Origin of the sequence: Caballeronia telluris (genome assembly GCF_001544495.1) — a bacterium.
GTDB lineage: Bacteria > Pseudomonadota > Gammaproteobacteria > Burkholderiales > Burkholderiaceae > Caballeronia > Caballeronia telluris.
Genome location: NZ_FCNZ02000015.1, coordinates 60627 through 75324 on the forward strand (window position 1 = coordinate 60627; position 14698 = coordinate 75324).

Genomic DNA, 14698 nt, shown 5'->3' on the forward strand with positions numbered 1-14698 from the left:
GAGCCGCCCTTTTTTTATTGCCGCACCGGCTTTTTAGCCAGCTTTCGCTGCAACGTCCGACGGTGCATGTTCAGCGCGCGCGCCGTCGCGGAGATGTTGCCGTTGTTCTCCGCGAGCACGCGCTGGATGTGCTCCCATTCGAGCCGCGCGACGGAAAGCAGCGTCGGATGCTCGATGGCTTCTTCCGCCGTCTGCTCGCTCGCCTCTTCCTGCAACGCCGACAGAATCGTTTCGACGTTCGCCGGCTTCGCCAGATAGTTGTCCGCACCATCTTTCACCGCCTGCACGGCCGTCGCGATGCTCGCGTAGCCGGTCAGGACGAGAATGCGCGCGTCGGGCTGCAGGTCGCGCAACGGCGCGACGAGCGTGAGCCCGGAATCGTTGCCCAGATGCAAATCCACCGTGATCTGGTTGAACTTCTGCGAGTTCGCGAGCTTCAGCGCCTCCTCCGCATTGTGCGCCTGGTGCGGCGTATAGCCGCGCCGCGTCAACCCGCGCGCGAGAATGCCCGAGAAGACCTCGTCGTCGTCGATGATCAGAAAGTTCGTATCGCTCATGCTTTTTTCTCCATGGTGGCGGACGCCTGGCCGCCCTGTTGCATCCTTGCTGCGCGTGCATTTTCTGTCGACGCGCCGCGCTCCGGCAGTCGCAACACGGCGTGCGTGCCGCGCGGCCTGGCCGCCGCGAGTTCGATCGATCCGCCGAGCCGCGCCGCCGACGTGAAGGCGAGATAAAGCCCGACGCCGTGGCCGCCCTGCGTGCTGTCGACCGGCATCGCGCCGAGCGAGCCGCGCAGCGCGGGCGGAATGCCCGGTCCGCGATCGCAGACGTCGAACCGGATAACCGGATCGACGTCGTCGTGCACGACCGACGTTTCGAGCGTCACCGAGTCGCTGCTCGCTCGCGCCGCATTATCCAGCAGAATCGTGAGAATCTGGCCGACCGCGACGGTATCGTCGATCGAAACATCGGCGGGCGTCGTGCCGAGGCGCTCGAAGCGCACATGCGGATGACGCAGCCGCCACTGGGCGACGAAGCTTTCGAGCCAGTCGGCAAGCGGCTGACGGTTCGACGGGCCGCTCGCGCGGCTGCGCAGCCGCGCGAGCGCGGACGTGCACAGGCCCATTTGCTGTTCGAGCAGTTCCAAGTCGGCGGCGTAGGGCGCGAGGTTGGTGTCGCTCGACGCGGCGTCGCGCAGTTCTTCGCTCAACATCGCGATGGTCGAGAGCGGCGTGCCGATTTCATGCGCGACCGTCGCGGCCTGGACGCCCAGCGCGACCGCGCGCTCGTCGCGCAGGAGGCGCTGCTGGGCGTCGGCGAGCGCGGCATCGCGCAGGCGCAGCGCGCGCGACATGCGCGCGACGAACCAGCCGATCAGCCCGACGCTCACCATGAAGTTGACCCACAGCCCCATGCGGAAATACTCGAAGAGATTCGCCGGATTCTCGATATTGAGCGGCACGTAGTGATAGCTAAGGAGCGCATAGCAAATCACGGCGAAGAGCGCGAGCATCGTCATCATCGTCCACGGCAGCACGGCCGCCGCGATGGCGAGCGACGGAATGTAGAGCGTGACGAACGGATTGGTCACGCCGCCGGAGAGGAACAGCAACGCCGACAGCGCGCCGAGATCGACCCATAGTTGCCCGAACAGTTCGAGATTGGTCTCGGGTCGCGCCCGCGAGACGCGCAGCCACGTGAACGCGTTGAAGACCGCCTCCAGGCCGATAACGAGCAGCATCGCGGGCAGCGGCAGATGCGCGCCGTAGAAAACCTGGACGACAGCGATCGTGACGAGCTGTCCAATGATCGCCAGGCTGCGCAGCCAGAACAGATGGCCGAGGTTGACGCGTCCCGTGTTCGTGATTCGATGCATCGCGATGAATCCTGCGTGTATTTCGGAATTATCTTGTGGTCGAAGATTACAGGTTGCCACACCATCGAAAGTTAAATTTCGAAAACCTGGCGCGGCCCGGCCGCCAACTTCAAAACGATGACTCGCAGCCCCAAATCCAGCCGAAATCCTTCCCAAACCGCCCAGGACGACATTATCGCGCGCGTGTTACCCGTCTATCTCGCCAATGCTCAATCCGCTGCCGAGCGACAATTGGCCGCAGAACAGGCCATCTGGCTGCAGGCGGCGCTGATCCTGCAACCGGAACTCGTCGATGCGAGACTGCAACTCATCGACGTCATGCTCAAGCGCGGCGCGATCGCCGATGCGATCACGCTGGCCGCGAACCTCGTCGAGCGCGAGCCGCATCATGCAACCGCGCTCTGGCATCTCGGGTACGCGCTGCAACGCGGCGGGCATCACGCCGAAGCCGTCCCGTTCTATCAGCGCGCATACGCCATCGACCCTTCGGTGCCGACGCTGCGCAACAATCTCGCGGTCGCGCTGGAAATGACGGGTCACGCCGAGGAATCGCTCAGGCTGCTGGAAGAAGCCGTCACGAGTAACGCGAACGACATCGAGGCATGGACCAACCTGTCGCGCCTCTATCCGCAGCGTGGCGAACTGGAGCACGCGCTCGCGGCCGGCCGGCGCGCCGTCCAGATCGACGCGTCGAACGCGCTCGCACAGTCGAACTACAGTCTCGCGCTGAAGGAAGCCCAGCGCTGGGAAGACTCCACCGCCGCGGCACTCGCCGCCGCCGAGGCCGCGCCGCAGACGCCGCGTTTTCCGTTCAATCTGTCGCTGCTGGACCTCGTCCAGCGCAACTACGCACGGGGCTGGCGGAACTTCGAGGCGCGCTGGGACGGATCGTCGGAACTCGCGGGCACTTACCCCCCTTTCACCGTGTCGCGCTGGAACGGCGAGCCGCTGCGCGGCAAGACGCTGCTCCTTTGGGGCGAACAGGGTTTCGGCGATGCGCTGCAGTTCTGTCGCTTCGTGCCCATGCTTGCGAAGCAGGTCCACGCGCAGGGCGGCAAGCTCGTATGGGTGACGTACAAGGGCCTGCATCCGCTGATGGCGCGCATGGCGCCGAAGGGCGTCGAGTGCATCGCGCACGATGCCGAGCTGCCCGAGCATGATTTCCAATTCCCGCTCCTGAGCCTGCCGCTGCATTTCAATCTCGACGAAGACTCGATTCCCGCGAAGCGCGCCTATCTCACCGCCGACGCAGAGCGCGCCGCGTCGTGGCGTGCCGAGGCACAGGGCCGCAGACCATTGCGCGTCGGCCTCGTATGGAGCGGCAGCGCGGCGCATCAGCGCAATCCGTTCCGCAGTGTCGGCATCGAACGCTTTGCCAAGGCGTTCGGCTCGCTCGACAACGTCGCGTTCTTTTCGCTGCAAAAGGGCGCGCAAGATGTCGTCGCTGCCGCGCGCGAGCAAGGTTTCGCGATCGCCGATCACACCGCCCAATTCGAGACCTTCGACGACACCGCCGCCTTCATCGACTCGCTCGACCTCGTCATCACCGTGTGCACGAGCGTGGCGCACCTGGCCGCGGCGCTCGGCAAGCCGACGTGGGTGCTGCTCGATGTCAATCCGCACTGGGTCTGGCAACTGGAGCGCACCGACAGCCCGTGGTATCCGAGCGCGACGCTGTATCGGCAGAAGCATTTCGCGCAATGGGCACTGGTGCTGGAAGAGCTCACGCGCGACCTGAGCGCGCTCGCCACGAAACACGCAAGCGCGGCAGCGCCGAAACGGCGCACGACGAAAAAGCTGGCCGAGTAAGCCGGCACGCGGCTCCAGTCGAAAACGGCGACCTCGCTCAGGTCGCCGTTTTTTATGCGTCCGGTTGCGCGCGCCGGATTTCGTCGGCGAGGCACGCCGGACACAGGCATCCGACGCCGCTTCTCAAGCGCGCGAGCGGCAGTTCGGGCATCGATGCGCACCAGCATCGGGCGTCACCGGCGAGCGATCCGCAGCGAAACGCGGTCCCGCAACGCGAACAGGTCGCGCCGCCTGCAACTTCCTTGCGAACAGTTTCGGTAGCCATCGTCGATTTGTCACGGAAATATCATGATCATCCCACGCTCGCGCGGCCGCGCAACGGCTGCGGCAAATCGCCCTGCTGCGATACGTCAGTCCTGTACAATTCGGCGTGTTTAAACCGCTCCTCGCCTCATTCGCCGCCATGTCCGAGCTTCCCGACCTTACGCAGATCGCGCCGACCCTGAAAGCCGAAATTCTGGCCGAGGCGCTGCCCTACATTCGCCAGTACCACGGCAAGACGATCGTGATCAAGTACGGCGGCAACGCGATGACCGAAGAGCGCCTGAAGCAGGGCTTCGCGCGCGATGTGATCCTCTTGAAGCTGGTCGGCATCAATCCGGTGATCGTTCACGGCGGCGGCCCGCAGATCGACCAGGCGCTCAAGAAGATCGGCAAGCAGGGCACCTTTATCCAGGGCATGCGCGTCACCGACGAAGAGACGATGGAAGTCGTCGAATGGGTGCTCGGCGGCGAAGTGCAGCAGGACATCGTCACGCTGATCAACCATTTCGGCGGACAGGCGGTCGGCCTGACCGGCAAGGACGGCGGCCTCATCCACGCGCGCAAGCTGCAAATGCCGGATCGCGATAATCCGGGCCAGTTCATCGACATCGGCCAGGTCGGCGAGGTCGAGGCGATCAATCCGGCGGTCGTGAAGGCGCTTCAGGACGACGCGTTCATTCCGGTCATCTCGCCGATCGGCTTCGGCGAAGACGGTCTCTCGTACAACATCAACGCGGATCTCGTCGCGGGCAAGCTCGCGGTCGTGCTGAACGCCGAGAAGCTCGTGATGATGACCAACATCCCCGGCGTGATGGACAAGGAAGGCAATCTGCTCACGGACCTCTCCGCGCGCGAGATCGACGCGCTTTTCGCCGACGGCACGATCTCCGGCGGCATGTTGCCGAAAATCTCGTCCGCGCTCGATGCCGCGAAGAGCGGCGTGCGTTCGGTGCACATCATCGACGGGCGCATCGAGCACTCGGTGCTCCTCGAAATCCTGACCGAACAGCCGTTCGGCACGATGATCCGCTCACACTGAGCCTTCTTCTTCGTGGCGCAATGCCCGTTGCGCCACGCTTCCCGCATGAAACCCACTCGCACTCCGCGACGGCGTCGCGTCAAACAGCGCGGTCCCGTCTGGCTCTTCGACCTCGACAACACGCTGCACCACGCGTCGCACGAAATCTTCCCGGCGATCAACAAGGGGATGACGCAGTACATCATCGACACGCTGAACGTCGACGTCGATGAGGCCAACCGGCTGCGCGTCGGCTACACGGTGCGTTACGGCGCGACGCTGCTCGGCCTCGTGCGCCACCACGGCACCGATCCCGCCGATTTCCTGCGCGCCGTGCACACCTTCGCCGACCTGAAGTCGATGGTGCGCGCCGAACGCGGACTCGCGCGGATGCTGCGCGCGCTGCCCGGACGCAAGATCGTGCTGACCAACGCGCCGACGCTCTACGCGCGCGCGGTGCTCGCGGAACTCGGCATCGGCAGGCTGTTCGAGCGCGTGATCGCGATCGAGGACATGCGCGACGGCCAGACGTGGCGCGCGAAGCCCGACGCGCAAATGCTGCGCCGGGCGATGCGCCGCGCCGACGTGCGTCTGGAAGACGCGATCCTCGTCGAAGATACGCGCGGGCATCTGAAGCGCTACAAGCGGCTCGGGATTCGCACGGTGTGGATCGTCGGCCATCTGCCGCACGCGCGCGACGCAAGCGGCAAGCTCTCGATGCGCCGCCCCGGCACGGGACGCCCGCATTACGTCGATCTGCGCGTGCGGTCGCTGCGCTCGCTCGCGCTGGGCGTCTAAAGCCGATTTTCCGCTATACTTCCTCGCTATCCCGAATTACCCACGCGCCGATTTGCTGACTCGATTGCGGGCGCGCGAACCCTTCGCCGGGTTCACTACAAATGCGGCTAAAGAGGTCGTCAGCCGCGCAATCGCTTTTCCCCCGCGCATCGCCGACACCGTTTAGCCGCCCTGTCAATGAAGGCGGAATGAATGGAATCGATCGGCATCGTCACTCCAGAGACACTGCATTTTTCCGAACCGCTCGGCATGCAGAACGGCAGCCGTTTCGGCGACTACGATCTCGTCGTCGAAACGTATGGCGAACTGAATGCCGCGCGCTCGAACGCCGTGCTCGTCTGTCATGCGCTGAACGCGTCGCATCACGTCGCGGGCGTGTACGCCGACAATCCGAAGGACGTCGGCTGGTGGGACAACCTCGTCGGCCCCGGCAAACCACTCGACACCAATCGGTTCTTCGTGATCGGCGTGAACAATCTCGGCTCGTGCTTCGGCTCGACCGGCCCGATGAGCATCGACCCGTCAACCGGTAAGCCGTACGGCGCGAGCTTTCCGGTCGTGACCGTCGAGGACTGGGTGCACGCGCAGGCGCGCGTCGCGGACCGCTTCGGCATCGAACGCTTCGCCGCCGTGATGGGCGGCAGCCTGGGCGGCATGCAGGCGCTCGCGTGGAGCATGATGTATCCCGAGCGGCTCGGCCATTGCATCGTCGTCGCCTCGACGCCGAAGCTCTCCGCGCAGAACATCGCGTTCAACGAGACGGCGCGCTCGGCCATTCTCTCGGACCCCGACTTCCACGGCGGCGACTATTACGCGCACGGCGTGAAGCCGCGCCGCGGCCTGCGCGTGGCGCGGATGATCGGCCACATCACGTATCTGTCCGATGACGACATGGCGAACAAGTTCGGCCGTGCGCTGCGCCGGGCCGAAGGCGCGCTCGACGCGTACAACTTCAACTTCGACGTCGAGTTCGAAGTGGAGTCGTATCTGCGTTATCAGGCCGACAAGTTCGCCGAATACTTCGACGCCAACACGTATCTGCTGATCACGCGCGCGCTCGACTACTTCGATCCGGCAAAGGCGTTCGACGGCGATCTCACGAAGGCGCTCGCGCACACGAAGGCGAAATACCTGATCGCGAGTTTCTCGACCGACTGGCGCTTCGCGCCCGCGCGCTCGCGCGAACTCGTGAAGGCGCTGCTCGACCACAAGCGCACCGTGAGCTACGCGGAAATCGACGCGCCGCACGGCCACGATGCCTTCCTGCTCGACGACGCGCGCTATCACAACCTGCTGCGCGCCTATTACGAACGCATTGCCGCCGAGGTGGGCGCATGAACCAGAACACACTCGATTACCTCGCGATGCGCGCCGATTTCCGCGCGATCGCGCGCTGGGTGGAACCACGCGCGACCGTCCTCGATCTGGGTTGCGGCGATGGGTCGCTCCTGTCGCTGCTCGGCGAAGAACTCGATGTGAACGGCTACGGCATCGAAATCAACGATGCCGGCGTGCTCGCGTGCGCGCAAAAAGGCGTGAACGTGATCCAGCAGAATCTGGAAGACGGCCTGCGCCTCTTCGAAGACGACAGCTTCGACTTCGCGATCCTCTCGCAGACGCTTCAGACGATTCACCAGACCGCCGCGATCCTGCGCGAGACGGTGCGCGTCGGGCGCGAGTGCATCGTCTCGTTTCCGAATTTCGGCTACTGGCCGCATCGGCTGGCGGTGATTCAGGGGCGCATGCCGGTGTCGAAAGCGCTGCCTTATCAGTGGCACAACACGCCGAACGTGCGCGTCCTGACCATCAAGGACTTCGAGGCGCTCGCGCCGGAAGTCGGCATCGAAATCCTCGATCGCGTGGTGCTGCACGGCGGGCAGGCGATCCGTTGGGGCGCGAACTGGCGTGGTAGTCTTGCGGTCTATCGCGTGAAGCGCGGCTAGCCTGGCCTTCGCGCATCGACAACAGCATTCGCTTTCATCCCTATGTCCAACTCGCCACACGAGGCGCCCGCTCTTACTGCACACGAAGATCATCCCGGCTGGCGCGCGTTCCTGAACGGACGCATCCTGACCTGCGTCTTTCTCGGCTTTACGTCGGGTTTGCCGCTCTTCACGCTCGTCTATCTGGTGCAGGCGTGGCTGCGCAAGGAAGGCGTCGATCTGAAGGAAATCGGTCTCTTCGCGCTGATTCAATTTCCCTATACGTGGAAGTTCGTCTGGGCACCGCTGATGGACCGCTACGTGCCGCGCCTGCCCGGCTGGCGGCCCGGCAGACGGCGCGGCTGGATGCTCGTCACGCAGTTGCTGGTCGCGGCGGCGATCGGCGCGCTCGGCTTCATCTCGCCGGCGAAGGACATCTGGAGCGTGGCCGCGCTCACGGCGCTCGTCGCGTTCTTCGGCGCGAGCCAGGACATTTCGATCGACGCCTACCGCCGCGAACTGCTCGCCGATACCGAGCAGGGCTTGGGCAACGCCGTCCACGTGAACGCGTACAAGATCGCGGCGCTGATTCCCGGCTCGCTCGCGCTGATCCTCGCGGATCACCTGCCGTGGTCCACCGTCTTCATCGTCACCGCGGCGTTCATGCTGCCGGGCATCGTGATGACGCTCGTCGTGAAGGAACCGGAAGTGCACGGCGCGCCGCCGAAGAACCTGCGCGAGGCGATCGTCGAACCGTTTCACGAGTTCGTCTCGCGCGACGGCTGGCGCACCGCGATGCTCGTGCTCGGCTTCATCTTCCTCTACAAGCTCGGCGACACGATGGCGACGACGCTATCGACCTCGTTCTTCCTCGACATCGGCTTCAACATGACGCAGATCGGCGTGATCGCGAAGACGGTCGCGTTCTGGGCGAGCCTCGCGGGCGGAATCATCGGCGGAATCTGGCTCGTGAAGATCGGCATCGCGCGCGGTCTGTGGATTTTCGGCGTGCTGCAAATCGTCTCGACGCTCGGCTTCGCGTGGCTCGCGAAACTCGGGCCGTCGCCGCTCGCGCTCGGCGGCCTGTACGGCTTCGAAACTTTCGCGACCGGCCTCACGATGGCGGCGTTTACCGCGTACATCGCGAGCACGACCGACCCGCGCTACACCGCCACGCAATTCGCGCTGTTCACGAGCCTTGCCTCGGTGCCGCGCACGCTGGCGTCGGCATCGAGCGGCTTCATCGTCGCGCAGACGGGCTGGTTCGAGTACTTCATGATCTGCACCGCGCTCTCGATTCCGGGCATGTTACTGTTGCCGAAGATCGCGCCCTGGAGAGCCCAACGATGACGGTGCACGTCCCGATCCGCGCCGCCCTGCTCGTCTTTACCACGCTGACGCTCGCGTCAGCGTTCTCTTTCGCCGATGTGCCCGACGCGCAGGACGCCCAGCGCGTCCCGCCGCCTTACGCGGCGCCGGACAACCAGATCCGCTTCGGCAACGCCGCGCTCTTTCGCAACCTGATTCCGTCGGCGACGCTCGAACAGCAGGCCGCGCAGGAATACGCGCAGATCCTGCGCGAGGCGGAGCACAACAAGACCCTGCTCGGCGACGACAACGCGCTCGTCAAGCGCACGCGCGACATCGTGAATCACGAGATTCCGTTCGCGCTGAAGTGGAACGACCGCTCGAAGCACTGGAAGTGGGAGATCAATGTCGTCAAGTCCAGCGAGATCCGCATGTATTGCCTGCCGGGCGGCAAGATCGTGATCTACAGCGGGTTGATCGACAAGCTGCGCCTGAACGACAACGAAATCGGCATGATGGCGGGCCACGAGATCGCTCACGCGCTGCGCGAGCATTCGCGCGAGCGGCTCGGACGCCAGCAGGCCGCGCAGCTGAGCGCGGGCACGGTGCCGCAGCTCTTCGGTTTCGTCGATCTCGGCTCGACCCAGTTGGGTATCGGCGAACAGTTGCTGGCGATGCGCTATTCGCCGGCGGACGAAACCGAAGCCGACGTGATCGGCAGCGAAATCGCGTCGCGTGCGGGCTACGATCCGCGCGCCGCCATCACGCTCTGGAACAAGATCGACTCGGCGACGCGCCGCTCGGACAACGGCTTCATCTGGATGCATCCATACGGATCGGACCGCCGGCAGGATCTGTTCAAGCGCATGCCGGACATGATGCCGCTGTACGCCAAGGCGGTCGGCAAGACGATCGACCAGTTGCCGAACTACGCGGGGCTCGGCCGCTTCAAGAAGACCGGCCGCTGATTCACTTCTTCACTGTCCAGTCGTAGTCCACGATCAGCGGCGCGTGGTCGCTGAACTTCACCTCGCGATACACCGATGTTGACTTCGCCGTCGCGGCGACTTCGGCCGTCGCGATCTGATAGTCGATGCGCCACCCGACGTTCTTCGCGTAGGCCTGTCCGCGATTGCTCCACCACGTGTACTGCTCGGGACGCGGGTCGAGCGTGCGAAACACGTCGACGTAGCCGACATCGTCGAAGAGCTTCGTCAGCCATTCGCGCTCTTGCGGCAGGCAACCCGAGTTCTTCTGATTGCTCTTCCAGTTCTTGATGTCGATTTCCTTGTGGACGATGTTCACGTCGCCGCACAGGATCACTTCACGCTCCTTCGAGAGCGCCGCCAGATGCGGCATGAACTCGTCCATGAAGCGGTACTTGGCTTGCTGGCGCTCGTCGCCGCTCGACCCCGACGGCACATAGACCGACACCACCGACAGCTTGCCGAACCGCGCTTCCACGTACCGCCCTTCCGGGTCGAACTCCTCGCTGCCGAAGCCGATGACCACCTCGTCCGGCTCGTGCCGCGTGTAGAGTCCGGCGCCGCTGTAGCCCTTCTTCACCGCGTGCTGGAAATAGCCCTGAAAGCCGTGCGGCGCGAGGAACTCGGGCGTGAGATCGTCCTGCGAACACTTGATTTCCTGCACGCAGACGACGTCCGCGCCCTGCTCGCCGAACCAGTCGAAGAAGCCTTTCCGGGCGGCCGAGCGGATGCCGTTCAGATTGGCGGTAATCACGCGAAGCATAGTCCTTCCTTTTGTTTTGATGGATTGCGGTTCATTCGACCTTGATGCCCTTGAGCGATTCCTTCGCCGGCGGAAATTCGAGCTTCAGCGCCTGCAGCGTGCGCAGCAGCAGTTCCGCGACCATCACGTTGCGATGCGTCTTCGAGTTGCCCGGAATGATGTACCACGGCGCGTATTCAGTCGACGTCGCGCCGAGCGCCACCGAATACGCCTGCTGATAGTCGTCCCATTGCTTGCGGGCTTCGAGGTCCGAGGCGTCGAACTTCCAGTGCTTGGTCGGATCGTCGATACGCGCTTGCAAGCGCGCGCGCTGCTCGTCCTTCGAGATGTGCAGGAAGCATTTGACGATGGTCGTGCCGCTGTCCGCGAGCAGCGCTTCGAATTCGCGGATGTGACGGTAGCGGCGCTCGCATTCGTCCTCGTCGATCAGCTTCAGCACGCGCGGCACGAGCACGTCTTCGTAGTGGCTGCGGTTGAATATGCAGAGCTCGCCCGCCATCGGCGCCTGCGCGTGGATGCGCCAGAGGAAATCGTGCGCGGCTTCACGCTCGCTCGGCGCCTTGAACGGCACGATCCGCAGGCCCAGCGGATCGACCTCGTGAAAGACCGCGCGGATCGTCCCGTCCTTGCCGCTTGTATCCATACCCTGGAGCACGAGCAGCACGCGCTGACGCCGCTGCGCATGCAGCTTCTCCTGGAGTTCGTCGAGCGCGGCGCCGACCTCCGACAGCCGCATGCGATCCAGGTCCTTCGATCCCATTGAAAACGGCTTGGCGGAGCAATCGACCGACGTCAGGTCGAACGGTTTGAGCTTCTTGCCGCCGTCGAAGAACGGCACGCGGAAATCGTCGAGATCGGGTTTTTTTGCCACATCGCGCTCCAAAAGGAAACGGGCTGCTGCCAAGCTAGACGGCAACAGCCCGTTCGTTACACGCTCAGAAGGCTATCAGGATAGTTTCTTCTTCAAAAGGTCGTTGACCTGCTGCGGATTCGCACGGCCCTTGGTCGCTTTCATGGCCTGGCCGATGAGCGCGTTGAACGCCTTTTCCTTGCCCGCGCGGAATTCCTCGACCGACTTCTGGTTCGCCGCGAGCACCTCGTCGATGATCGCTTCCAGCGCGCCGGTGTCCGAAATCTGCTTGAGGCCCTTCGCTTCGATGATGCGATCGGCAGCGGCTTCGTCTGTAGCCTTTTCTTCCCAGATCGCCTGGAAAATGTCCTTCCCGATCTTGTTGGAGATGGTGCCGTCCGCGATGCGCTGGACGATCAGCGCGAGCTGCGCGGCGGAAACCGGCGACTGCGCGATGTCGAGCGATTCGCGGTTCAATTGCGCGGAAACATCGCCCATCAGCCAGTTCGCCGCGACCTTCGCCTGCGCCGCGCCGGCCTTCTGGACGAGCGCTTCGTAGTAGGCGGCCATCGCCTTCGACGACGTAAGCCCCGCCGCGTCATAGCGCGTGAGACCGTACTGCTCGACGAAACGCGTCTGCATCGCTTCCGGCAACTCGGGCATCGCGCTCTTCACGAGGTTCACCCAGTCGTGATCGATGACGAGCGGCATCAGGTCGGGATCGGGGAAATAGCGGTAATCGTGCGCGTCTTCCTTGCTGCGCATCGAACGCGTTTCGCGCTTGTCCGGGTCGTAGAGACGCGTTTCCTGCACGACGGTGCCGCCGTCCTCGATCAATTCGATCTGGCGGCGCACTTCGTACTGAATCGCTTCTTCGAGAAAGCGGAACGAGTTGAGATTCTTGATCTCGGCGCGCGTGCCGAATTCCACCTGCCCGACCGGCCGCACGGAGACGTTCGCGTCGCAGCGGAACGAGCCTTCCTGCATGTTGCCGTCGCAGATGCCGAGCCACATCACGAGCCCGTGCAGCGCCTTCGCATACGCGACCGCCTCGGCGGCGGAACGCATTTCCGGCTCCGTGACGATTTCGAGCAGCGGCGTGCCGGCGCGGTTCAGGTCGATGCCGGTCATGTTCGCGAAGTCTTCATGCAGCGACTTGCCGGCGTCTTCTTCGAGGTGCGCGCGCGTCAGGTTGACGGTCTTTTCGTACGCGTCCTTGCCGGTCTTTTCGTTGGCCGGAACCTGGATCGTCAGCGTGCCGCCCTGCACGACGGGAATCTCGTACTGGCTGATCTGATAGCCCTTCGGCAGATCGGGATAAAAGTAGTTCTTGCGCGCGAAGACGCTGCGCGGCGCGATATGCGCGCCGATCGCGAGGCCGAAGCGGATCGCGCGCTCCACGGCGCCGCGGTTCGCCACGGGCAGCACGCCCGGCAACGCGAGATCGACGGGGCACGCCTGCGAGTTCGGCGCAGCGCCGAACTCGGTTGCCGCGCCCGAGAAAATCTTGGAGACGGTCGACAACTGCGCGTGCGTCTCGAGACCAATTACGACTTCCCACTGCATGCTCATACCCCCGCCGGTGCCGATGGTGACTTCTGATGCCAGTCGGTCGCGCGCTGGAACGCGTCGGCGACCTGGAGCATCCGGGCTTCGTTGAAATAGTTGCCGACGATCTGCAAGCCGACCGGCCGTTGTGCATTCACGCCGGCGCCGAAGCCGCACGGAATGCTCATGCCGGGCAGCCCCGCGAGGCTCGTCGACAGCGTGTAGATATCGGCGAGATACATCTGGACCGGATCGTCGGCCTTCTCGCCGAGATTCCACGCGACCGTCGGCGCGACCGGTCCCATGATGACGTCGCAATGGCTGAACGCTTCCTGGAAATCGCGCGCGATGATGCGGCGGATCTTCTGCGCCTGCAGGTAATACGCGTCGTAGTAGCCGTGCGAGAGCACATACGTGCCGACCAGAATCCGGCGCTTCACTTCCGGGCCGAAGCCTTCCGCGCGCGACTTCTTGTACATGTCGAGCAGATCGCCGTACTGCGCCGCGCGATGGCCGTAGCGCACGCCGTCGAAACGCGACAGATTCGACGACGCCTCCGCCGGCGCGATCACGTAGTACACAGGAATCGACAGCTCGGTCTTCGGCAGCGACACCTCGACGAGCGTCGCGCCGAGCGCTTCGTATTGCTTCAACGCAGCGTCGATGGCGGCGCGCACGTCGTCGGCGAGACCCGCGCCGAAGTACTCCTTCGGCATGCCGATGCGCAGACCGGCGAGCGGTTTCGCCGCATCGTCGCCCGACCAGTGCTGGCCGAGATAGCGCGTGTAGTCTTCGTCGTCGCGTTGCAGGCTGGTGGAATCGCGCTCGTCGAACGAGGCGATCGCGTTGAGGAGCGTCGCGCAATCGGCGGCGGTCTGCGCCATCGGGCCGCCCTGATCCAGCGACGACGCGAACGCGATCATCCCGTAGCGCGAGACGCGGCCGTAAGTCGGCTTGATGCCGGTGATGCCGGTAAACGACGCGGGCTGGCGAATCGAGCCGCCGGTGTCGGTGCCGGTCGCGGCGGGCGCGAGACGCGCAGCGACCGCCGCGGCCGATCCGCCCGACGAGCCACCCGGCACGGCCTTCAGGTCCCACGGGTTCTTTACCGCGCCGAAATACGAATTCTCGTTGGACGAACCCATCGCGAATTCGTCCATGTTGGTCTTGCCGAGGCAGACCATGCCCGCCTGATTCAAGCGATCGACGACGGTCGCATCGAACGGGCTCGCGTAGTGTTCGAGCATCTTCGAACCGGCCGTCGACGCCCAGCCGCGCGTGACGAACACGTCCTTGTGCGCGATCGGCAGGCCGGTGAGCGGGCCGGCGTCGCCCTTCGCGAGACGCTCGTCGGCGGCTTTCGCCTGGAGGAGTGTGAGATCGCGATCGACGCCGATGAACGCGTTCAGCTCCTTCGCGGCCTCGATGCGCTGCAGGTACAGCTGCGCGAGTTCGACGGCGGAGATTTCCTTCGCGTCGAGCGCCGCGCGCAGTTCGGTCAAACTTTTCTGATGCATTGCAATTTCCTGATGGGCGCAGCGCCGTTTTCGGCGCGC

Annotated in this window: 14 protein-coding genes; 7 read left to right on the forward strand and 7 right to left on the reverse strand. The window is 64.4% G+C overall.

Annotated features, from left to right (window positions below):
- Positions 1–14: 14 nt before the first annotated feature.
- Both AWB66_RS19865 and AWB66_RS19870 read right to left on the reverse strand, forming a co-directional pair.
- The gene (locus tag AWB66_RS19865; protein WP_087631897.1) at positions 15–557 is read right to left on the reverse strand and encodes a response regulator transcription factor; all 543 of its coding nucleotides are present in this window, start codon (positions 555–557) and stop codon (positions 15–17) included.
- Positions 554–1876 carry an ATP-binding protein gene (locus AWB66_RS19870; protein WP_087631898.1) on the reverse strand — a complete coding sequence of 441 codons (1323 nt, stop codon included), beginning with the start codon at positions 1874–1876 and terminating at the stop codon, positions 554–556. The genes AWB66_RS19865 and AWB66_RS19870 overlap by 4 nt, the downstream gene beginning before the upstream one ends.
- Before the next feature lie 231 nt (positions 1877–2107).
- On the opposite strand from AWB66_RS19870, the gene AWB66_RS19875 reads away from it, so the two are divergent.
- Positions 2108–3685, forward strand: a complete 1578-nt coding sequence (locus tag AWB66_RS19875) for a tetratricopeptide repeat protein (protein ID WP_235021176.1) — start codon at positions 2108–2110, stop codon at positions 3683–3685.
- Between the two features lie 52 nt (positions 3686–3737).
- Here the strand turns inward: AWB66_RS19875 and AWB66_RS19880 are convergent, their stop codons facing one another.
- Positions 3738–3950: a cysteine-rich CWC family protein gene (locus tag AWB66_RS19880; protein ID WP_087631900.1), complete on the reverse strand. Its 213-nt coding sequence runs from the start codon at positions 3948–3950 to the stop codon at positions 3738–3740.
- Positions 3951–4088: 138 nt separating this feature from the next.
- Between AWB66_RS19880 and argB the strand changes: the two genes are divergently transcribed.
- The 6 genes from argB (at position 4089) to AWB66_RS19910 (ending at position 9963) form a co-directional block, all read left to right on the forward strand.
- Entirely contained in the window at positions 4089–4988 is a 900-nt protein-coding gene (gene argB, locus AWB66_RS19885) for an acetylglutamate kinase (RefSeq protein WP_062638272.1), read from the forward strand.
- Between the two features lie 45 nt (positions 4989–5033).
- The gene (locus tag AWB66_RS19890; RefSeq protein ID WP_087631901.1) at positions 5034–5765 is read left to right on the forward strand and encodes a pyrimidine 5'-nucleotidase; all 732 of its coding nucleotides are present in this window, start codon (positions 5034–5036) and stop codon (positions 5763–5765) included.
- 192 nt (positions 5766–5957) lie between these two features.
- The gene (metX, locus tag AWB66_RS19895; protein WP_087631902.1) at positions 5958–7103 is read left to right on the forward strand and encodes a homoserine O-succinyltransferase MetX; all 1146 of its coding nucleotides are present in this window, start codon (positions 5958–5960) and stop codon (positions 7101–7103) included.
- Positions 7100–7708, forward strand: a complete 609-nt coding sequence (gene metW / locus AWB66_RS19900; RefSeq protein ID WP_087631903.1) for a methionine biosynthesis protein MetW — start codon at positions 7100–7102, stop codon at positions 7706–7708. Before metX ends, metW begins: the two co-directional genes overlap by 4 nt.
- Positions 7709–7750: 42 nt before the next feature.
- Positions 7751–9037, forward strand: coding sequence for an AmpG family muropeptide MFS transporter (locus tag AWB66_RS19905; RefSeq protein WP_087631904.1), 1287 nt, complete (start codon positions 7751–7753; stop codon positions 9035–9037).
- Positions 9034–9963, forward strand: coding sequence for a M48 family metallopeptidase (locus tag AWB66_RS19910; RefSeq protein ID WP_087631905.1), 930 nt, complete (start codon positions 9034–9036; stop codon positions 9961–9963). Before AWB66_RS19905 ends, AWB66_RS19910 begins: the two co-directional genes overlap by 4 nt.
- Position 9964: 1 nt before the next feature.
- On the opposite strand, the gene AWB66_RS19915 is transcribed toward AWB66_RS19910, so the two are convergent.
- The 4 genes from AWB66_RS19915 to gatA all read right to left on the reverse strand — a co-directional run bounded on the left by AWB66_RS19915 (position 9965) and on the right by gatA (position 14659).
- Positions 9965–10744: an exodeoxyribonuclease III gene (locus AWB66_RS19915; protein WP_087631906.1), complete on the reverse strand. Its 780-nt coding sequence runs from the start codon at positions 10742–10744 to the stop codon at positions 9965–9967.
- 31 nt (positions 10745–10775) lie between these two features.
- The gene (locus tag AWB66_RS19920) at positions 10776–11615 is read right to left on the reverse strand and encodes a PPK2 family polyphosphate kinase (protein WP_087631907.1); all 840 of its coding nucleotides are present in this window, start codon (positions 11613–11615) and stop codon (positions 10776–10778) included.
- A gap of 75 nt (positions 11616–11690) precedes the next feature.
- Complete coding sequence (gene gatB, locus AWB66_RS19925) at positions 11691–13166, reverse strand: Asp-tRNA(Asn)/Glu-tRNA(Gln) amidotransferase subunit GatB (protein ID WP_087631908.1); 1476 nt, start codon at positions 13164–13166, stop codon at positions 11691–11693.
- Positions 13163–14659 (reverse strand): Asp-tRNA(Asn)/Glu-tRNA(Gln) amidotransferase subunit GatA, encoded by a 1497-nt coding sequence (gatA, locus tag AWB66_RS19930; RefSeq protein WP_087631909.1) that lies wholly within the window; start codon positions 14657–14659, stop codon positions 13163–13165. The genes gatB and gatA overlap by 4 nt, the downstream gene beginning before the upstream one ends.
- Positions 14660–14698 lie beyond the last annotated feature (39 nt).